This is a genomic window from Cupriavidus sp. Agwp_2, from assembly GCF_040784895.1.
GTDB lineage: Bacteria > Pseudomonadota > Gammaproteobacteria > Burkholderiales > Burkholderiaceae > Cupriavidus.
Genome location: NZ_CP088083.1, coordinates 3,221,394 through 3,241,714 on the forward strand (window position 1 = coordinate 3,221,394; position 20,321 = coordinate 3,241,714).

General features: G+C 66.9%; 18 protein-coding genes. 4 read left to right on the forward strand and 14 right to left on the reverse strand.

The annotated features are described in order from the left end of the window. Positions 1-65 precede the first annotated feature (65 nt). From LPA45_RS15085 to LPA45_RS15110, 6 genes are all read right to left on the reverse strand, one after another. Positions 66-3,005: a ribonucleoside-diphosphate reductase subunit alpha gene (locus LPA45_RS15085; RefSeq protein ID WP_116318197.1), complete on the reverse strand. Its 2,940-nt coding sequence runs from the start codon at positions 3,003-3,005 to the stop codon at positions 66-68. Positions 3,006-3,521: 516 nt separating this feature from the next. Continuing rightward, positions 3,522-4,142, reverse strand: a complete 621-nt coding sequence (gene ampD, locus LPA45_RS15090) for a 1,6-anhydro-N-acetylmuramyl-L-alanine amidase AmpD (protein ID WP_116318198.1) — start codon at positions 4,140-4,142, stop codon at positions 3,522-3,524. Further along, complete coding sequence (locus tag LPA45_RS15095; RefSeq protein WP_116318199.1) at positions 4,139-5,794, reverse strand: sigma-54 dependent transcriptional regulator; 1,656 nt, start codon at positions 5,792-5,794, stop codon at positions 4,139-4,141. The genes ampD and LPA45_RS15095 overlap by 4 nt, the downstream gene beginning before the upstream one ends. A 29-nt stretch (positions 5,795-5,823) precedes the next feature. Then, complete coding sequence (locus LPA45_RS15100; protein WP_116318200.1) at positions 5,824-7,953, reverse strand: sensor histidine kinase; 2,130 nt, start codon at positions 7,951-7,953, stop codon at positions 5,824-5,826. Beyond that, a complete protein-coding gene (locus LPA45_RS15105) occupies positions 7,950-8,252 on the reverse strand; it encodes a PP0621 family protein (RefSeq protein ID WP_116318201.1) in 303 nt (100 codons plus the stop codon). Before LPA45_RS15105 ends, LPA45_RS15100 begins: the two co-directional genes overlap by 4 nt. Before the next feature lie 6 nt (positions 8,253-8,258). Beyond that, complete coding sequence (locus tag LPA45_RS15110) at positions 8,259-9,221, reverse strand: inner membrane protein YpjD (RefSeq protein WP_116318202.1); 963 nt, start codon at positions 9,219-9,221, stop codon at positions 8,259-8,261. 130 nt (positions 9,222-9,351) lie between these two features. Between LPA45_RS15110 and ffh the strand changes: the two genes are divergently transcribed. Together ffh and LPA45_RS15120 are read left to right on the forward strand one after the other, a co-directional pair. Continuing rightward, complete coding sequence (gene ffh, locus LPA45_RS15115; protein ID WP_116318203.1) at positions 9,352-10,746, forward strand: signal recognition particle protein; 1,395 nt, start codon at positions 9,352-9,354, stop codon at positions 10,744-10,746. Between the two features lie 51 nt (positions 10,747-10,797). Beyond that, positions 10,798-11,340: a hypoxanthine-guanine phosphoribosyltransferase gene (locus tag LPA45_RS15120; protein WP_116318204.1), complete on the forward strand. Its 543-nt coding sequence runs from the start codon at positions 10,798-10,800 to the stop codon at positions 11,338-11,340. Between the two features lie 170 nt (positions 11,341-11,510). Here LPA45_RS15120 and LPA45_RS15125 read toward each other — a convergent pair whose 3' ends face one another. From LPA45_RS15125 to LPA45_RS15140, 4 genes are all read right to left on the reverse strand, one after another. Further along, positions 11,511-12,134 (reverse strand): LysE family translocator, encoded by a 624-nt coding sequence (locus LPA45_RS15125; protein WP_116318205.1) that lies wholly within the window; start codon positions 12,132-12,134, stop codon positions 11,511-11,513. A gap of 129 nt (positions 12,135-12,263) precedes the next feature. Beyond that, complete coding sequence (locus LPA45_RS15130; protein ID WP_116318206.1) at positions 12,264-13,202, reverse strand: 2OG-Fe(II) oxygenase; 939 nt, start codon at positions 13,200-13,202, stop codon at positions 12,264-12,266. Next, the gene (locus LPA45_RS15135; protein ID WP_116318207.1) at positions 13,199-13,939 is read right to left on the reverse strand and encodes a lytic transglycosylase domain-containing protein; all 741 of its coding nucleotides are present in this window, start codon (positions 13,937-13,939) and stop codon (positions 13,199-13,201) included. Before LPA45_RS15135 ends, LPA45_RS15130 begins: the two co-directional genes overlap by 4 nt. A gap of 5 nt (positions 13,940-13,944) precedes the next feature. Continuing rightward, on the reverse strand, positions 13,945-15,666 hold the full coding sequence (locus tag LPA45_RS15140) for a proline--tRNA ligase (RefSeq protein ID WP_116318208.1): 1,722 nt from the start codon (positions 15,664-15,666) through the stop codon (positions 13,945-13,947). A gap of 182 nt (positions 15,667-15,848) precedes the next feature. On the opposite strand from LPA45_RS15140, the gene LPA45_RS15145 reads away from it, so the two are divergent. Further along, positions 15,849-16,511 (forward strand): RNA pyrophosphohydrolase, encoded by a 663-nt coding sequence (locus LPA45_RS15145; RefSeq protein WP_116318209.1) that lies wholly within the window; start codon positions 15,849-15,851, stop codon positions 16,509-16,511. Then, positions 16,504-17,085, forward strand: coding sequence for a CNP1-like family protein (locus tag LPA45_RS15150; protein WP_116318210.1), 582 nt, complete (start codon positions 16,504-16,506; stop codon positions 17,083-17,085). Before LPA45_RS15145 ends, LPA45_RS15150 begins: the two co-directional genes overlap by 8 nt. A 79-nt stretch (positions 17,086-17,164) precedes the next feature. Here the strand turns inward: LPA45_RS15150 and proB are convergent, their stop codons facing one another. From proB to rplU, 4 genes are all read right to left on the reverse strand, one after another. After that, positions 17,165-18,283 (reverse strand): glutamate 5-kinase, encoded by a 1,119-nt coding sequence (gene proB / locus LPA45_RS15155; protein ID WP_116318211.1) that lies wholly within the window; start codon positions 18,281-18,283, stop codon positions 17,165-17,167. Positions 18,284-18,328: 45 nt separating this feature from the next. Further along, entirely contained in the window at positions 18,329-19,426 is a 1,098-nt protein-coding gene (obgE, locus tag LPA45_RS15160) for a GTPase ObgE (RefSeq protein ID WP_116318212.1), read from the reverse strand. Between the two features lie 161 nt (positions 19,427-19,587). Further along, positions 19,588-19,848: a 50S ribosomal protein L27 gene (rpmA, locus tag LPA45_RS15165; protein WP_010814747.1), complete on the reverse strand. Its 261-nt coding sequence runs from the start codon at positions 19,846-19,848 to the stop codon at positions 19,588-19,590. 39 nt (positions 19,849-19,887) lie between these two features. Continuing rightward, positions 19,888-20,199 carry a 50S ribosomal protein L21 gene (gene rplU / locus LPA45_RS15170; protein ID WP_006576525.1) on the reverse strand — a complete coding sequence of 104 codons (312 nt, stop codon included), beginning with the start codon at positions 20,197-20,199 and terminating at the stop codon, positions 19,888-19,890. Positions 20,200-20,321 lie beyond the last annotated feature (122 nt).

The window sequence follows — 20,321 nt, forward strand, 5'->3', positions numbered from 1 at the left end:
GCTGGCGGGAGAGGGGTGCAAACCCCGGGGGTGGTTGGTTACTGCGTTAAGTCTCTACTGCCTGATTACTGGCAGGCTTCGCACTCTTCAAACCCAGGGTCACCCGGGCGCATCGTGCAGACCGCGCCTTCGGCTTCCGGCATGGCCGGGGCCGATGCAGCTGCGGCGTCCAGGCCGGAGCCGCTGTCGCTGCCCGACGACACCGCGTTCAGCGAACCGCGCGACACGGTGGACTTCTCCACGTGCGTGGCAGCCATGGTGCGCAGGTAGTACGTGGTCTTCAGGCCGCGCACCCATGCCAGCTTGTAGGTGTCGTCCAGCTTCTTGCCCGACGCGCCGGCCATGTAGATGTTCAGCGACTGGGCCTGGTCGATCCACTTCTGGCGGCGGCTGGCAGCTTCCACCAGCCAGGTCGGCTCGACTTCAAACGCCGTGGCGTAGATGTCGCGCAGGTCTTGCGGGATGCGGTCGATGCGCGACAGGGAGCCGTCGAAGTACTTCAGGTCGGCAACCATCACCTCGTCCCACAGGCCGCGTTCCTTCAGGTCGCGCACCAGGTAGTCGTTGACCACGGTGAACTCGCCCGACAGGTTGGATTTGACGTACAGGTTCTGGAAGGTCGGCTCGATGCAAGCGGACACGCCGATGATGTTCGAAATGGTCGCGGTCGGGGCGATCGCGATGCAGTTCGAGTTGCGCATGCCGTGCTGCTTGATGCGGGCGCGCAGGCTGTCCCAGTCCATGGTGCTGGACATGTCGACTTCCAGGTAGCCGCCGCGCTCTTCGGCCAGCAGCTTGAGCGAGTCCTGCGGCAGGATGCCGCGATCCCACAGCGAGCCGGTGTAGGTCTCGTAGCGGCCACGCTCTTCGGCCAGTTCGGTGGAGGCCTGGTAGGCGTAGTAGCACACGGCTTCCATCGAGGTGTCGGCGAACTTCACCGCGGCGTCGCTGGAGTACGGCGTGCGCAGCACGTGCAGGCAGTCCTGGAAGCCCATGATGCCCATGCCGACCGGACGGTGGCGCAGGTTGGAGTTGCGGGCCTTCTCGACAGCGTAGTAGTTGATGTCGATGACGTTGTCGAGCATGCGCATCGCGGTGCGCACGGTCTTCTGCAGCTTGGCGTGATCCAGCGCGTAGGTGCCGTCGGCCTGCCTGGCCAGGTGGGCGACCAGGTTGACCGAGCCCAGGTTGCAGACGGCGATCTCGCTCTCGTTGGTGTTGAGCGTGATTTCCGTGCACAGGTTGGAGCTGTGGACGACGCCGACGTGCTGCTGCGGGCTGCGGATGTTGCACGGATCCTTGAAGGTGATCCACGGGTGGCCGGTTTCGAACAGCATGCCCAGCATCTTGCGCCACAGTTGCAGCGCCGGAACCTTTTTGAACAGCTTCAGTTCGCCATTGGCAGCCTTGGCTTCATAGCCCAGGTAGGCGCGCTCGAATTCCTTGCCGACCTTGTCGTGCAGGTCCGGGCAGGTGGCGGGCGAGAACAGCGTCCATTCGCCGGCTTCCATCACGCGCTTCATGAACAGGTCCGGGATCCAGTTGGCCGTGTTCATGTCGTGGGTGCGGCGGCGGTCGTCGCCCGTGTTCTTGCGCAGCTCCAGGAATTCTTCGATGTCCAGGTGCCACGTTTCCAGGTAGGCGCAGACGGCGCCCTTGCGCTTGCCGCCCTGGTTCACGGCGACAGCGGTGTCGTTCACTACCTTCAGGAACGGGACCACGCCTTGCGACTTGCCGTTGGTGCCCTTGATGTGCGAGCCGAGTGCGCGCACGTTGGTCCAGTCATTGCCCAGTCCGCCCGCGAACTTGGACAGCAGCGCGTTTTCCTTCAGCGCTTCATAGATGCCTTCCAGGTCGTCCGACACGGTGGTCAGGTAGCACGACGACAGCTGCGAGCGGCGGGTGCCCGAGTTGAACAGGGTCGGCGTGGACGACATGAAGTCGAACGACGACAGCAGCTGGTAGAACTCGATGGCGCGCGCTTCGCGGTCCTTCTCGTTCAGCGCCAGGCCCATGGCCACGCGCATGAAGAAGGCCTGCGGCATTTCGATGCGGGCTTCATCGATATGCAGGAAGTAGCGGTCGTACAGGGTCTGCAGGCCCAGGTAGTTGAACTGGAAGTCGCGGCCGGCGTCCAGCGCGGCGCCCAGGCGGGCCAGGTCATAGGTGGCCAGCTTTTCGTCCAGCAGCTCGGCTTCGATGCCGCGGGCGATGAACTTCGGGAAGTACTCGGCGTAGCGGGCCGACATCTCCGTCTGGGTCACTTCGGCGCCCAGGATTTCCTTGCGGATGGTGTGCAGCAGGATACGGGCGGTGACCTGGCTGTAGGCCGGGTCCTTTTCGATCAAGGTACGCGCGGCCAGGATGGCGGAGTCGTACACCTGCGTCATCGGCACGCCTTCGTACAGGTTCTTCAGCGTTTCCTTCAGGATCGGCTCGGCGCTGACGGAATCGCCAAGGCCGGAGCAGGCGTTGTCGATCAGTGCATGCAGCGCGCCAATGTCCAGCGGCTTGGTCACGCCGGCATCGGTCACGTTGACCGAGAAGCCGCCTTCCTGCACGCGGGCCACGGCCTGGGCGCTGGCGCTGGCACGCTCCTGGGCGCGCTTCTCGCGGTACAGCACGTAGGCACGGGCCACTTCATGCTCGCCCGAGCGCATCAGGGCCAGCTCGACGTGGTCCTGCACGTCTTCGATATGGATGGCGCCACCGCTCGGGCGGCTGCGCACGAGGGCGCGCACCACGCTGTCGGTCAGCTGCTCGACGATCTCGCGCACGCGCGCGCTGGCAGCGCCCTGCCCGCCGTTGACGGCGAGGAAGGCCTTGGTCATGGCGACGTTGATCTTGGACGGCTCGAACGCCACCACGGCGCCATTACGACGGATGATCTTGTGATCCGGGTAGCTGGTGGAAGCGGCGCTGGAGGTCTGCTGTGCGTTCGATGCCTGGCTGGCAGCGCCGGCGGCGGCGCCACCCGTGGTGAGTTCGTTCTGGGCCGTTTGCATGTGAAGTCCTGTTTTTAGCCTGGATATAAGAGACAAAAGAGTCCCTGGCGAAATGCTGCGGAAAGAAGGATCCGTTTCGGTGTGACCGCGCACGGACAAACTGCCTTTGCGAGAACATTTCGCCAGGGACTCTCTGTGATTCGCCAGCCTTGCGGAGGTTTCCGGACGGGTTGCACACACTGTGCAACCGCCACCTCACACTTGGGCCAGCCCCCGGTTTGACTACTAGATATAGTGGGTGCTGCTGAAAACTGGGCTAAGTATAGTGAAACGAATCCGAATGACCAGTCTTGACAACCGCTATTTCGGGGTCGATCCGCGGTCGGGCTGGCGGGTGCGGCAGCGCCACATGCCCGGGAGCCTAGAACACACAAGGGTTTCAGAGAAACCGTTCGCAACTGCACATTTCACAAAAATTTTTTTGATTGTTGCGAGCATGCGATAGCCCCTTACCCGCTTGGGGTATGTGTGCCCAAAAAGGGGCGCACGACCACTGGGAACGACGTTACGAATTCATCACCCTGTGGTATGCCGATAGGGCAACATGCCTGGCGGCACGGCTGCACCGGCGGCGAAGCGGTCCCAGTCGAAATGCGGGCCGGGATCGGTCTTGCGTCCCGGGGCGATGTCGCTGTGGCCGGCGATCGCCCGCACCGGATAGGTTGCCATCAGAGCCGGCACCAGCGCGGCCACGGTGTCGTACTGGGCGGGGGTGAATGGCAGGTCGTCGCAGCCCTCGATCTCGATGCCGATCGAAAAGTCGTTGCAGCGCGTGCGGCCGAAGAAGTCGGACTGGCCGGCATGCCAGGCGCGCTGCGTGCACGGCACGAACTGCACCAGTTCGCCCTGCCGCGTCACCAGGAAGTGCGCGGACACCTGGACCTGGTGGATGGTGGCGAAGAACGGGTGCTTGTCCGGGTCGAGCCGGTTCTGGAAGAACGCCTCGATGTCGCCGCTGCCGAACTGGCCGGGCGGCAGGCTGATGTTGTGCAGCACCACCAGGTCCACCGGCATGCCGGGCGGGCGCTGGTCGAAATTGGGCGATGGCACGCGGCGGGCGGCGGGCACCCAGCCGTCTGCGTCGGGCAGGAAGGCTCGCGAGGGCGCGGGCGGGTTGGGCTGGCTCGGCCTGATCATGGCGTGCCCTCGCCCGCGCCGTCACCGGCGTTCTCTGCCACGCCGCGGTCGGCGGCGTCCATGGCTTCGCGGATGCCCAGCTGCTGGATGCGGTAGCGCAGCTGGCGCAGGTTCAGGCCCAGCAGCGGCGCGGCGGCGGTGCGGTTGAAATTGGTCTGCGCCAGCGCCTGCAGGATCAGTTCGCGCTCCACGGCTTCGAGCCGGGCGGTCAGGTCGATCGGGAAGACGATGCCGCGGCAGGCGCGCTCGGTGGCGTCGCCCGCGGGTTCGGGCTGGGCGGTGGACGGTGCGGCGGCCTGTGGTGCGGCAGCGGGTTCGGCCACCACTGCGGGCGTGGGCGCCGCCGCGGGCGGCATCGGCGCCCACATGCCCGGCGCGCCCCAGGGCGCGTACTGGGTCGCAGGCACCGGGGACGCCATCGTGGGCGCGGGCGCCATCAGCCCGGCGCCGGGCGCGCCGGCATCCAGCGGGCCGAGGTCGGCCACTTCGATCTGATCGCTCTCGGCAAAGGCGTAGGCGCGCTCGAGCAGGTTCTCCAGTTCGCGGACATTGCCCGGGAAGCGGTACGCGGCCAATTGCTCCAGCGCCGCGGGCGCCAGGCGCTTGGGATGCGGGTCGCCGTAGCGCACTGCCAGATGGTCCAGGATGGCGCGCGCCAGCACCGGGATGTCTTCGCCGCGCTCGCGCAGCGTGGGCATGCGCAGCGCCAGCACGTTCAGGCGGTAATACAAGTCCTGGCGGAACTGGCCGGCGGCGACCATTGCGGCCAGGTCCTTGTGGCTGGCGCACATCACGCGCACGTCGACGGCGTCTTCACGGCTGGCGCCGATCTTGCGCACGCGACGCTCCTGCAGCGCGCGCAGCAGCTTGACCTGCATCGCCAGCGGCAGGTCGGCCACCTCGTCGAGCAGCAGCGTGCCGCCGTTGGCGGCGTGAAAGAAGCCGCCGCGCTCGCCGTCGGCGCCGGTGAAGGCGCCTTTGACGTGGCCGAAGAACTCCGACTCCATCAGCGTCTCAGGGATGGCGCCGCAGTTGACCGCGATAAACGGGTGCGAGGCGCGCGCGCTGATTGCGTGGATGGCGCGCGCGGCGCGCTCCTTGCCGCTGCCGGATTCGCCGCTGATGACCACCGGCGCCATGCTGCGCGCCAGCCGCGACAGCGAGCGGCGCACCTCCTGCATGGCGGCGGAGTGGCCGGGCAGCAAGGCCGCGGCACGGTCGGCGGCGGCGTCCGCGCCGGCGCTGCCGCCGGCATCGGCTTCGGTGCTGTCGCGCTGCTGGCGGCCGAGCGCGTTGAGCACCAGGCTGCGCAGCTGCTCCAGCGAGACCGGCTTGGCGATGTAGTCGAAAGCGCCGGCCTTGAGCGCCTCGACGGCGTTGTCGGCGCTGCCGTAGGCGGTGATGACCGCCACCGGGATGCGCTCGGGCGCGGCCGACAGCTGCCGCACGATCTCGATGCCCAGGCCGTCGCCCAGCCGCATGTCGGTCAGCACCAGGCTGTAGCGGCCCTGCTCCAGCTTCTGCCGCGCCTCGGCCAGCGATCCGGCCAGCACCACGTCATGGCCCATGCGCCGGATGGAGATGTCGAGCAACTCGCGCAGGTCGGCCTCGTCGTCGATGACGAGGATGGGATCGGGCGTTCGGGATGGCATGGCGGTGGGTGTGGATGGACGGACGCCGCTCATGCGACGGCCGCGTCGGCGGTCTCGATGCGCAGCGTCAGCACGAAGGCCTTGGCCGGCAGTGTATCGCGCGCGGCCGCTGCCAGCACGCCGGTGCGCTCCACCAGCGCCGGTACCGAAACGGCGCCGTAGCGCACCTGCGCGTCGTTGGCGCCGCACAGCTCGCGCGCCATGAACAGGCCGAGGCCGGTGCCCTGCGCGTTGCTGGTGAAGAAAGGTTCGAACAGGCTGCGCTGGTGCTCGCGCGAGACCTCGGCGCCGTCGTTCCAGACGATCAGCTCGGCGTGGTGCTGGTCCAGCGCGTGCGCCAGCAGCCGGATCGAGCCGGGCAGCCGGCTGCAGTAGCGCCAGGCATTGTCGAGCAGGTTGCCCAGCACCTGTTGCAGCTGTGCGGCGTCGAACACCACTGGCTGGGCCACGTCCACGGTCAGGCGGATGGCGTTGGCATTGACGTCGGCGCGGCCGGCCGGGCGGGTCTCGCCGGCGCGCGGGCGGCGCGAACGCATTTCCAGGCGCCAGCGCTCGACGATCTCGGGCAGCGCCTGCGCCAGGTGCACGGTGCTGCGGCCGGTGCGCGGACGGCGCGACATCTGCAGCACGTCGGACACCACCTGGTCGAGCCGGCGCACGTTGTCGTTGATGATGCGCAGCAGGCGGGCGTCGATATCGACGTCGGCGCCGCCGGTGTTATCTGACCGCTCCGTGGCAACAGGCTCCTGCCGCGCGGAGTCGGCCAGCAGCTCGCTGGCCTGGCTGATGGCCGCCAGCGGGTTGCGGATCTGGTGTGCGATGCTGGCCACCAGGCGGCCCATCGCGGCCAGCTTTTCCTGCTGCACCTGTTCCGCGATGCGTTCCCAGCTTTCAATATGGACCAGCACGGTATCGCGCATCTCGCTGCGCAGCAGGGCTTCGTCTTCCTGCGACCAGGCCATGGCCTCGTTCTGCGCGATCGCCAGGCGCAGGCGGGCGGCGGCCTCGGGCGAGAGCTCGTTCCAGGCGGCGGTATCGAGTTGCGACGGCACCGTGCGCCCGTGCGCCAGCGTCGAGCGCAAACCCGCCAGCCCCGGCAGCACAAAGCGCAGCCGCAGCCGGGTGTGCTGCATGGTGCCGTCGGCCAGCGCGGCGCCGGTCGCCATCGGCAGCAGTTGCAGGATGCGCGGCACGTCGTCATTCCTGCGCAGCCAGTCGCGCAGCATTTCCATCAGCGGCTGCAGGCGCGGGATGCGGCGCAGGTCGAACAGCACGGCATCGCTGCCGCCGCCGCTGCCCTGCTCCGCCGACGCCCCAAGCCGGCGCGAATAGATCCGCTCATGCGCCTGCACGCCCAGCAGCACCACCGCCGCCGGGTTGGCCGCCACCACCGAGCCGTTGGCGCGCACCAGCATCACGCCATCCTGCATGTCATTGACCATCAGCCGGTTGACCAGCTGCTGCATGCGCAATTCCTGCTCGCGCGCCAGCGCCAGCCGCTCCTGCGCGATCTGGCGGTTGGCCAGCATATACATCAGCAGCGCCGCGATCATAAACACCAGGCCGAACAGGCCCGAGCCGAGCAGCCCGGCATCGGCCTGGCGCAGCAGGATGGTGTGCATGAAAGGGCCACCCATCACCACCAGCGCGGAGATCGACGCGGCAAAAAGCGCGAACGGCAGGCTGGTGAGCGCGCCAGCTTGGAGGGCGGGCAGCAGGAAGATCATGGCGAGCCCGTCGGCCTGGCCCTGGCTGGCGGGGTGGCCGATGGCGTGGAAGACCAGCGCCAGCAACGCCAGGTCGGCCAGCACCTGCACGCGCACCCGCAGGTGGAAATGGCGGCGCCACAGCGTGCCGGCGAGCATCGCCAGCGCAATGCCGAGGTAAGGCACGGCGACGGTCATGGCCGCCGCATGCTCGATGCCGGCCAACCCGAAGGACAGATCCGGCAGCAGCGAAGGCGGCAATGACGTGGGGGCAGGTTCGCCGCGCCGCATCAGCGCGTAGCCGAGCAGCAGCAGGCCCACGGCCACGCGGGTCCAGCAGAAATAGCGCAGCAGGCGCCAGTGGAATTCGGGCGGTTCGTCCTGGCGCCACAGGTGGGCCAGGCCGCGCCAGGCGTTCAGCCGCTGCCAGCCTGACAGCGCCGGTTCGGTCATGGACGCGCGCCGCCGTCGTCGGTGTGGCTGGCCTCGTCAGGCAGGTGGCTGCGGCGGCAGTAGTGCAAGCCGCGCCAGGCGATGGCGTCACCCATCGGCAGGTGTACGCCGCACTGGGCGCACTGGACCATCGGTTCGGCGTCGGCGGGCTGGCCGGCATTGGCATTGGCGTTGGCGCGGGCTGCGGCTTCGCTGGCTTGCTGCCGGGCCCGTTGCTGCGCCAGCCGCGCTTCGGCGCGGGCGCGCAGCCACCAGAAGACGCCCAGCACCACGGCCAGCAGGATCAGGATACGTGCCATGGGGTCTCAGAGACGGTGCAGGACCACTTCAATCACAAAGCGGCTGCCGACATAGGCCAGCAGCAGGATGCCGAACGAGGCGATGACCCAGCGCAGCGCCACCTTGCCGCGCCAGCCGCGGAAGATGCGCCCGGCCAGGATGCCGCCGAACATGGCCCACGAGATCAGCGCGAACACGGTCTTGTGGTCCATCCGGAAGGCGCGGCCGAACAGCTCTTCGGAGAACAGCAGGCCCGAGCCGATCGTCAGCGTCAGCAGCACGAAGCCGGCGCCGATCAGGCGGAACAGCAGCTTCTCCAGCGTCAGCAGCGGCGGCAGCAAATCCAGCCAGCGGCCCAGCCACTGGCTGGGTTGCGTGGCCTTGCCATCGGCCGGGCGCGCCGGCGCGTGGCGGAAACCGTGCAGCCGGCGCTCGGCCAGCAGCATCAGGAAGGCATGGAACGCCGCCAGTGTGAACAGCCCGTACGCCACGTTGGCGATGACGAAGTGCAGCTTGAACAGCGGCTGCGCCGCATAGCCCAGGATCTGCGAGCCGGGGAAGGCCAGCGGCATCAGGCTGGCGACCAGCGCGACGGGGATCACGATCAGCCCCAGCCCGGCCAGCGAGAAGAAGAAGCTCTCGATCCAGTAGATGCCCACGCCCAGCCACAGCATGGCCGACAGCGCGAAGGCAAAGCCGAACACCATGCGCTCGGCCGGGAAGATGGTTTCGTGCAGCAGCATGCCGTGGCTGGCCAGCGCCGCCAGCATCAGCACGTGCCACCACGCGGGCCGGCCCTCGCCGTGCGCGCCGCCCGCCGGTGGCAGGGCGTTGCCGGGGCCGCCGGCGACCAGCACGGCCGAGGCCGCGCCACCGGCTGGGCCGGCCTTGGCGGCAGTGGAGGCAACGCCGGCATGGCGCGTGGCCCAGCCGTGCCAGGCCAGGCCGCAATAGAGAAGTGCCGTCAGGGCATACAGTACAATGACCATTTGCGCAGTTTACCTTAGTGCCCACGGACGGTGGCGGCCGGTTGAACCGGTGCTCCAGCCCTGCAACAGGCACGGGCCTGCCCCGATTTCAGACCGAGCTCCTGCTCCGATATCTCCCCCGATTCCTGCCATGCTGGACAATCTCACTCAACGCCTGGCGCGTGTGGTCAAGACCATGCGCGGCGAGGCGCGCCTGACCGAGGCCAACACCGCCGAGATGCTGCGCGAAGTGCGCCTTGCCATGCTCGAAGCCGACGTGGCGCTGCCGGTCGTGCGCGAATTCATCGCCCGCGTCAAGGAAAAGGCGCTGGGCGAGGATGTGATCACCAGCCTGACGCCGGGCCAGGCGCTGGTCGGCGTGGTCCAGCGCGAGCTGACCTCGGTCATCGGCGGCGCCGAGGCCGCCGGCGGCAACAATAAGGAAGCCGAGCTGAACCTGGCCGTGCAGCCACCCGCCATCATCCTGATGGCCGGCCTGCAAGGTGCCGGCAAGACCACAACCGTCGGCAAGCTGGCCAAGTGGCTCAAGGAAAACAAGAAGAAGAAGGTGCTGACGGTCTCTTGCGACGTCTACCGCCCCGCCGCTATCGCCCAGCTGAAGACCGTTTCCGAGCAGGTCGGCGCTGATTTCTTCCCGTCGCAGCCGGACCAGAAGCCGGTCGATATCGCCCGCGCGGCGGTGGACTGGGCGCGCAAGCACTACCACGACGTGCTGATCGTCGATACGGCCGGCCGTCTGGGTATCGACGAGTTGATGATGCAGGAAATCGCCGCCCTGCACGCCGAGCTGAAGCCGGCCGAGACCCTGTTCGTGGTCGACGCCATGCTCGGCCAGGACGCGGTCAATACCGCCAAGGCCTTCAACGATACCCTGCCGCTGACCGGCGTGGTGCTGACCAAGCTGGACGGCGATGCGCGCGGCGGTGCCGCGCTGTCGGTGCGCCATATCACCGGCCGCCCGATCAAGTTCGTCGGCGTCGGCGAAAAGCTGGACGGGCTGGAGCCGTTCTACCCGGACCGCATGGCCCAGCGCATCCTGGGCATGGGCGACATCATGGCGCTGGTCGAGGAAGCCCAGCGCGGTGTCGACATGGAAGCGGCCGAGAAGCTGGCCAAGAAGATCAAGAAGACCGGCGATTTCGACCTGGAAGACTTCAAGGCGCAGATCGGCCAGATGAAGAAGATGGGCGGCATGGCCAGCCTGGTCGACAAGCTGCCGGCGCAGTTCGCCCAGCAGGCGCAGGGCGCCAACATGGACCAGGCCGAGAAACAGGTGGCCCGCATGGAAGGCATCATCAACAGCATGACGCCGGCCGAGCGCGCCAAGCCCGACCTGATCAAGGCCAGCCGCAAGCGCCGCATTGCCGCGGGCGCCGGCGTGCCGGTACAGGAGGTCAACCGCCTGCTGAACCAGTTCGACCAGATGCAATCCATGATGAAAAAGCTCAAGGGCGGCGGCATGATGAAGATGATGCGCCAGATGGGCGCGATGAAGGGCGGCATGAAGGGCCTCTTCAATCGTTGAGCCCGGGCTGCACTGCGATCCGCCTACCCCGCAAAGAACAGGAAAGACATCATGATGAGCGCCGTACAGGCCCGCGAACTGTGGGCCAACTCCGAAGAAATCGTCTCGGCCGAGGAAGTCCAGGCATCGCTGGACCGCATGGCCGCCGAGATCACCGCCAAGATGGGCGATGCCTTCCCGCTGGTGCTGTCCGTGATGGGCGGCGCGGTGGTGTTCACCGGCATGCTGCTGCCCAAGCTGGCGTTCCCGCTGGAGTTCGACTACATCCACCTCTCGCGCTACAACAACAAGACCGTTGGCGGCGAGATGCAGTGGCGCGTGGCCCCGCGCGAATCGGTCAAGGACCGCGTGGTGCTGGTGCTGGACGACATCCTGGATGAAGGCGAAACCATGGCCGCAATCCGGCAGCGCATCATGGACATGGGCGCCAGGGAATTCCACGCCGCGGTGCTGTGCGAGAAGACGCTGACCAAGCTCAAGCCGATGCACCCGGACTTCTGTGGTTTTACCGTGCCGGATCGCTATGTGTTCGGGTGCGGGATGGATGCCAAGGGATACTGGCGGAACCTGGGCGCGATTCGGGCGATGATCTGATCTTGCTGCACTGACGATTGCTCCCCTCTCCCGCGCGCGGGAGAGGGGTTGGGGGAGAGGACCGGCGCTTGCAAGAGCGACGGCCCTCGCTTCGTGGAGAATCCCGCCCTCTCCCCCTGCCCCTCTCCCGCAAGCGGGCCGCAAGCGGGCGAGGGGAGCAAAGCCATCGGTCAGCTTTGGTGCGACGCCAGGATCGGCCACAGGGAAGCCAGCAACAACACCGCCATCCCGATATTGAACGCCCGCAGCACCTTCGGCCGCGCCAGCCAGCGCCGCAGCGCCGAGCCACACAACGCCCACATCGCCACGCTGGGCAGGTTCACCACCCCGAAGATCCCGGCCAGCAGCAGCACGTTGAGCCACAGGTTGCCGTGCAGCACATAGGTGCTGCACGCGCCCACGGCCATCACCCACGCCTTGGGATTGACCCACTGGAACGCCGCCGCGGCCCAGAAGCCCATCGGCCGTGCCACCTGCTGGTCCTGCACGCCGCCGGCCGTGGCGAGCTTCCATGCCAGCCAGACCAGGTAGACAGTGGCCACCACGCGCAGCATCTGCCAGGTCCACGGGAAGGCGTGGAACAGCGACCCCAGCCCCAGCCCGACCAGCGCCACCATCAGCGCAAAGCCAATGCTGACGCCGAGCAGGTGCGGCACCGTGCGCAAGAACCCGAAGTTCACGCCGGAAGCCAGCAGCATCGTGTTATTCGGACCGGGGGTGATCGACGATACCAGCGCAAAGCCGGCAAAAGCGGCAAAGACACCGGTGCCGGCGGCGAGTTGGGATACTTCCATGACTGACTCCAGGGCGTTCAGGGAATCAGTCTACGGTCAGTCAGCGGTACAGTACCGGTACACTTTTTCAGCAAATTGCCAATACAGGATCGGCTGGGCATTCCACCGGCAAGGTCCCGATCGACGCGGTCATGCCTCGCTGCGATACGGCCGCTCGCGCAGCCACTTGGTCGCAATCCACTTTTCGCCTTCCGCGACCGGCAGGCCGGCGTGCAGCGTGCGCCCGTCCAGTGCGCCGTCGGGCAGCAGGTAGCTGAAGTAGACCGCGTTGCCCTTTACCGGCGCCACTTCCAGCCCGACGCGCGGGAACGCAGTGGCGCCGCCAGCCTCGGGCGTGTTCAGGTAGATCACAAGCGTGGCGATACGCTGGCCGCCTACGGTCAGCTGGCGGGCCTCGCCCGGCCGCTGCGGGTTGAAGTAGTCGAAGTGCGGCTGGTATTCGCCGCCGGGCTTGTAGTTGAGGATCTGCAGGCCTTCGCCGTGCTCGGCAGGCACGCCGGTGACCGCCGCGATGCGCGCCTCGATACGTTCGATCAGCGCATGCTCGCCCACCTGGAACATGGCGCCCATGCTGGTGCGGGCGTCGATCAGGTTCTCGTCGCCGGTGTCGGGATTGACCACCGGCGAGCGTGCCAGCCGGCCGCGCGACAGCGCCACCAGCGCGTCGCATTCGTCGGCGCTCAGCAATTGCTGGTACAGCCGGATCTGGGGCGAGGCGAGCCGGAACAGGATCGGCACCTGGCGATCGCCGCCGTCGGCCACGTAAGCCGTCGGGCGTGCAGCGGGGCCGGACGCGGCGCTTGCCACGGGCTTGGCCTGCGGGGCCGCAGCGCGTGCCGGCGCCTGCTTGTCCGGGTTGGCCGGCGCGATGTCGCCACCGAACGCCGCCGCCACGGCCCGGCGGGCAAAGGCGTCGTCATAGCCCGAACGCAGCATCGACAGCACCAGCGCATCGGCGCCGAAGCCCTGCGCGATATGCCGCGCCAGCCATTGCTCCAGCTCGGGCGAGGATTCGGTATAGCCGGTCTTGCCGGCCTTGCCGCCGGCAGCGGCTGCTTCGCGGATCATGACGGGTTGGCGACGCGGCGCGGCGAAAAAGGATTGCGCTCCGGTGGATCGGAGGGCAGCGCACGGGGGGCGCGCGCCGGCGCATTCTCCGGTTCGCCTGCGACAGTGACGGAAGCTTCGGAATACTGCCAGCGCTTCCACGCCGCCAGTACCGCATTGGGATATTCGGGGCGGCCGCGGCTGCCGTTGTAGCGGCCCAGCGCCAGATACAGATCGCCCTGCTCACGGTCCAGGTAGTGGCGCAGGATGGTGCAGCCGTAGCGCAGGTTGCTCTGCAGATGGAACAGCTTGCGCGGGTCGTTGTCGCCGATGGTGCGGACCCAGAACGGCATCACCTGCATCAGCCCGCGCGCGCCGGCCGAGCTGATCGCGTACTTGCGGAAATTGCTCTCGACCTGGACCAGGCCCAGCACCAGCGCTGGCTCCAGCCCGGCGCGCTTGGCCTCGTAGTAGGCGGTCTCGATCAATTCCACGCGCATATGCGGCTCAGGGATGCGCGAGGCCAGGCGCGAGGACATTTCGCCCAGCCATTTCAGGTAAGCCAGGCGCTCGCCGCCGGAAGCAAAGACCGGCCGCGTGGGCCGGTCGTCGGCAATCGCGGCGGCCAGCGCGCCGCGCACGGAATCGGCCAGGTCTTCTTCCTTCTGCGCGCCGGCATGCGCGGCCGCCGCGGCCAGCGCCAGCAGCAACCCGCCGGCAAGGCGGCGGGCGGCGGGCAGTGCGCGTGCGGCGCGCATCGGGCTCAGTTCGCCAGCTGGCTGCGCACGTGGCTGACCACGTCGGCCACACTGACGGGGGTGGCCTGTGCGTCACGCCGGGCCTGGTACTCGACCTTGCCTTCCTTCAGGCCGCGGTCGCCCACCACCACGCGGTGCGGCACGCCGATCAGTTCCCAGTCGGCGAACATCACGCCCGGGCGCTCGCCGCGGTTGTCGATGATGACGTCAACGCCGGCGGCCAGCAGTTCGGCGTGGATGCGGTCGGCCTCGGCCTTCACGGCTTCGGAGCGGTCGTAGCCCACCGGGCAGATCACCACCTCGAACGGCGCGATCGCGGCCGGCCAGATGATGCCGCGCTCGTCGAAATTCTGCTCGATCGCGGCGCCCAGGATGCGGGTGACGCCAATGCCGTAGCAGCCCATCTGCATCGGCTGGGTCTTGCCGTTCTCGTCCAGGAAGGTGGCGTTCATTGATTCCGAGTAACGCGTTCCCAGCATGAACACGTGGCCCACCTCGATGCCGCGGCAGATTTCCAGCTTGCCCTGGCCGTCCGGCGAGGCATCGCCCGCGACCACGTTGCGCAGGTCGGCGACGATCGGCTCGGGCAGGTCGCGGCCCCAGTTGACGCCGGTGAAGTGGTAGTCGCGGTAGTTGGCGCCGCAGACAAAGTCGCTCATGTTGGCGACGGTGCGGTCGGCCACCACCTTGACCGGCTTCTTCATGTCGATCGGACCGAGGTAGCCCGGGGGCGAGCCGAAGGCGTCGACGATCTCGTTCTCGGTGGCAAAGCGGAACTCGGCCAGCCCCGGCACCTTGGACGCCTTGACCTCGTTCAGCTCATGGTCGGCGCGGATCAGCAGCAGCCAGATCTGGGCGCCGGCTTCAGTGTCCGTGGCCAGCACGATCGACTTGACGTTGCGCTCCAGCGGAATGTTCAGGAATTCCGCCACCTGCTCGCACTTGACCTTCTCAGGCGTGAAGGTCTTGACCAGGTCTTCCTTCGGTGCGGCGCGCTCGGCCACCAGCGGCAGCGCCTCGGCGGCCTCCATGTTGGCGGCGTAGTCCGAGGTCGGGCAGTAGACGATGGCGTCTTCGCCGGTGTCGGCGATCACGTGGAATTCATGCGAGCCCGAGCCGCCGATGGCGCCGTTGTCGGCGGCCACGGCGCGGAATTCCAGCCCGAAGCGGCGGAAGATGCGCACATAGGCGTCGTACATGTTCTCGTACGACTTGCGCAGGCCGTCGGTGTCGCGGTCGAAGGAGTAGGCGTCCTTCATGGTGAACTCGCGCCCGCGCATGATGCCGAAGCGCGGCCGGCGCTCGTCGCGGAACTTGGTCTGGATCTGGTAGAAATTGAGCGGCAGCTGCTTGTAGCTGCGGATCTCGCTGCGGGCGATGTCGGTCACCACCTCTTCCGAGGTGGGCTGCACGGCGAAGTCGCGTTCGTGGCGATCCTTCAGGCGCAGCAGTTCGGGGCCCATCTTGTCCCAGCGGCCGGTCTCCTGCCACAGCTCGGCCGGCTGGATCACCGGCATGGCCAGCTCCACCGCGCCGGCGCGGTTCATTTCCTCGCGCACAATGTTCTCTACCTTGCGGATCACGCGCAGCCCGATCGGCATGTAGCTGTAGATGCCTGCGCCCAGCTTCTTGATCATGCCGGCGCGCATCATCAGTTTGTGCGACACGATTTCCGCGTCGGCGGGCGCTTCCTTGAGGGTGGAAATGAAGAATTGCGAGGCTTTCATCCGTAGCTTTCTCTCGAGGCCGCAACGCCGGCCCGGCCAATTCCGGGAGCGGCGGCACTGATTTGTCGCGCACGCGCCTGAAACTGCCCTTCTGCTCGGGGAAAACCACCATCCCCCCACAAGAGCCCAGCTGCGCGCTTCCTTTATAATCAGCGTAATTCTAAAGGATTCGAGGTGCAGTCATGCTCGATCGTGAAGGCTTTCGCCCGAACGTCGGCATCATCCTCCTCAACGCACGCAACGAGGTTTTCTGGGGCAAGCGAATCGGCGAACACTCCTGGCAGTTTCCGCAGGGTGGCATCAAGTACGGCGAGACGCCGGAACAGGCCATGTACCGCGAACTGCATGAGGAAACCGGCCTGCTTCCGGAGCACGTCAGGATCGTAGGTCGCACACGCGACTGGCTGCGTTACGAGGTGCCGGACAAGTTCATCCGCCGCGAAATCCGCGGCCATTACAGGGGCCAGAAACAAATCTGGTTCCTGCTCCGCATGGCGGGCAGGGACTGCGACATTCATCTTCGGGCAACCGACCATCCGGAGTTCGACGCCTGGCGCTGGAGCCACTACTGGGTGCCGCTGGATGCGGTGATCGAGTTCAAGCGCGATGTCTACCAGATGGCGCTGACGGAGTTGTCGCGCTTCCTGAACCGGCATCCGCGCGTGCCGCTCAGCCCCTATGGCACGCATGCGCACGGCCGCCATGGCGGCGTACATCGCGGCATTCCACCCGTGGTCGCCGGCCAGCCGGCAAATACTGCCGGTGCCGAAGTCGGCAACGCGGCAGCGCAAGAGACTGTTTCGCCGGCTGCGCCGGTTACCAACTCACGGAGTACTGATGACTAGTTGCACCGGCCCGGGCCGCCGCGGCGGCCTGACCGCTGCCGGATTGCTGCTTGCCGCCGCCACGCTGGCGCTGGCGGGCTGCAAGACCACCGGCAAGGAAATGGCGGAAGAAGAAAGTACCTGGCTCAATCCCTTCGCGCCCAAGACCTTCGAGGAAGCCAAGGCGATGCTGCCGGCGCCGCCGCAGGATGCCAACCTGGTGCCGTTCTCGGTATCCGGCACCGGAACGTTGTCGTTTGCTGTGGACAGCAAGTCGGTCTCGGTCGGCAAGGACAACGTGGTGCGCTACACCGTGGTCACCACCAGCCAGAGCGGCGCCCGCAACGTGACTTTCGAAGGCATGCGCTGCGATGCCTTCGAGCGCAAGCTCTACGCCACGCTGCCCAAGGGGGCCACCGAGTGGGTGCCCAACACCAGCGGCTACGGCGAGACCTGGCACCGCATGGAAGCCGGCGTGCGCAACGCCTATGCGGCCACGCTGGCCATCGAGTTCTTCTGCGAAGGCCGCACGGTGGCCGGCAAGCCGGAAGACATGGTGCGCGAACTGCAATCGCGGGCGCCCAGCCGGCGCTGAAGCGGGCGGCATCGGGATAAAAAAACGGCGGGACTGCCTGGCAGTTCCGCCGTTTTTCTTTGGCCGTTCCCGTAGCCGATCAGACCAGCACGAGGTTGTCGCGGTGGATCAGCTCGGGCTCGTTCAGGTGGCCGAGCACCGATTCGATCTCGGACGAAGGCTTGCGCGCGATCAGTCGCGCTTCCGCGCTGGAATAGTTGGTGATGCCGCGCGCCACTTCCTTGCCCTTCGGGTCGACGCAGGCGATCACCTCGCCGCGGGCGAATTCGCCCTGCACTTCCACCACGCCGATCGGCAGCAGCGACTTGCCGCCGCCGGTCAGCTTTTCGACCGCGCCGTTGTCGATCACCACGCGCCCGCGCAGCTGCAGGTGGTCGGCCATCCATTGCTTGCGCGCGGTCAGGCGGCCAGTCGGCGCCAGCAGCTGGGTGCCGATGCCCTCGCCCGCTGCCAGGCGCTCCAGCACGTTGGCCTCGCGCCCGGAGGCGATGGTGGTGTGCGCGCCGGACTTGGCGGCGCGCTTGGCCGCCAGGATCTTGGTCAGCATGCCGCCGCGCCCGATCGACGTGCCAGCGCCGCCGGCCATCGCTTCCAGCTCGGGCGTACCGGCCATGGCCTCGTCGACGAACTGAGCCGCCGGGTTCTTGCGCGGATCGGCGGTGTACAGGCCGCGCTGGTCGGTCAGGATCACCAGCGCGTCGCCCTCGATCAGGTTCGTCACCAGTGCGCCGAGCGTGTCGTTGTCGCCGAACTTGATTTCGTCGGTGACCACGGTGTCGTTCTCGTTGATGATCGGCACCACGCCGAGCGACAGCAGCGTCAGCAGCGTGGAACGCGCGTTCAGGTAGCGCTCGCGGTCGGCCAGGTCGGCGTGGGTCAGCAGCACTTGCGCGGTGCGGATGCCGTAGCGCGTGAACTGGCTCTCGTAGACCTGCGCCAGGCCCATCTGGCCGACGGCCGCAGCCGCCTGCAACTCGTGGATTTCCTTCGGCCGGCGCACCCAGCCCAGGCGCTGCATGCCTTCGGCGATGGCGCCGGAGCTGACCAGCACCACTTCCTTGCCCGCCACGCGCAGCCTGGCGATCTGCGATGCCCAGCGGGCGATGGCGTCGTAATCCAGTCCCTTGCCATCGTTGGTGACCAGGCTGGAGCCGACTTTGACGACGATGCGCTTTGCCTGCGCGATGACCGATTGCATGGCGGAATCCTGTCTCCGGAATTCGTTTCAGACCGTTGGTTTTGTTTATGCCTCGCGCTCGTCCTGGTCGACGTTATGCAGCCGATCGTCGAGCCGGATGTCCGGTTCGGCCAGCGCCGCGGCCTCTTCGGCCTTGATCGCCGCCAGATGGTCCTTGATCGCGTAGATCAGCTCGCGGCAACCTTCGCCGGTCAGCGCCGAGATCTGGAACACCGGACCCTTCCACTTGTAGCGCTTGAGGAAGTCCTTCACCTTCGTGGCGCGCTCTTCATCGGGCACCACGTCGAGCTTGTTCAGCACCAGCCAGCGCGGCTTGTCGTACAAGGTCTCGTCGTACTTCTTCAGCTCGTTGACGATGGCCTTGGCCTCGGCGACCGGGTCGACCGCCTCGTCGAACGGCGCCAGGTCGACAATATGCAGCAGCAGGCCGGTGCGCTGCAGGTGGCGCAGGAACTGGTGGCCCAGGCCCGCACCCTCGGCGGCGCCTTCGATCAGGCCGGGAATGTCGGCGACCACGAACGACTGCTCATGGTCCACGCGCACCACGCCCAGGTTGGGATGCAGCGTGGTGAACGGATAGTCCGCCACCTTGGGGCGCGCGTTGGAAATATGCGAAATAAACGTCGACTTGCCGGCATTGGGCATGCCCAGCAGACCGACGTCGGCCAGCACCTTCAGCTCGAGCCTGAGCATGCGGCGCTCGCCCGGCCTGCCGTCCACCTGCTGGCGCGGCGCGCGGTTGGTACTGGACTTGAAATGCAGGTTGCCCCAGCCGCCCATGCCGCCTTCGGCCAGGCACACGCGCTGGCCGTGCTCGGTCAGGTCGGCGATGACCTCGCCGCTGTCCATGTCGGTGATCAGCGTGCCGACCGGCATGCGCAGCGTGATGTCTTCGCCGGCAGCGCCGTAGCAGTCGGAGCCACGGCCGTTTTCGCCGTTCCTGGCCACGTGCTTTTTGGCGTAGCGGAAGTCGATCAGGGTATTGATATTGCGGTCCGCCTGCGCGAACACGCTGCCGCCCCGACCGCCGTCGCCACCATCCGGGCCGCCGAAGGGCACAAACTTCTCGCGCCGGAACGAGGCGCTGCCATTGCCGCCGTTGCCGGCGATGGCTTCGATTCGGGCTTCGTCGATGAACTTCATGATGGGTTTTCCGTGATGGATTGGCGGGTCCGCGGGACCGGCAGGCTCAGCGCGACGTGCGGCAAGACGCCGCATCATCCTGACTGGCCAAATGTTATTGTCGCCAGAAAAGAAAAAGCCCCGCAAGCGTTGCGGGGCCTTTCATCCTGCAAAGGCTGTTATCAGGCCGCCGGAACGACGCTGACTTGCTGCTTCTTGGCAGGGCCCTTGACGGCGAACTGCACGTGGCCGTCAACCAGGGCGAACAGCGTGTGGTCCTTGCCCACGCCGACGTTGTCGCCGGCATGCACGCGGGTACCGCGTTGGCGGATGATGATGCCGCCGGCGTTGATGGCCTGGCCACCAAACACCTTCACGCCCAGACGCTTCGATTCGGAATCACGGCCGTTCCGCGTGGAACCGCCGCCTTTTTTCTGTGCCATGTCTTACTCCTGTCGCTTTACCGGGTTACGCTCGATCGATCAGGCAACGATCGCTTCGATGCGCAGTTCGGTGTAATTCTGACGATGGCCCTGACGCTTCTGGTAGTGCTTGCGACGGCGCATCTTGAAGATCTTCACCTTGTCGTGACGACCTTGGGAGATAACGGTAGCTTTGACGGAAGCCCCGCTAACCAGCGGCGTACCAAACTTGATTTGGTCGCCGGCGCCCACTGCGAGCACCTGGTCGAGCGTGATTTCTGCGCCAATGTCTGCCGGTATCTGTTCTACTTTCAGTTTTTCGCCAGCAGCAACCTTGTATTGCTTGCCGCCGGTTTTTACGACCGCGTACATTGTCGAACCTCTCGGATGTGAATAAAACGCCGAATCCGCGCGATGCGGCCCCGGTTATCTCCCGCCGGCACTGACCCGCAAGGCGAGCGACTACCGGAGGAAACCGGGAATTGTAAACGAGA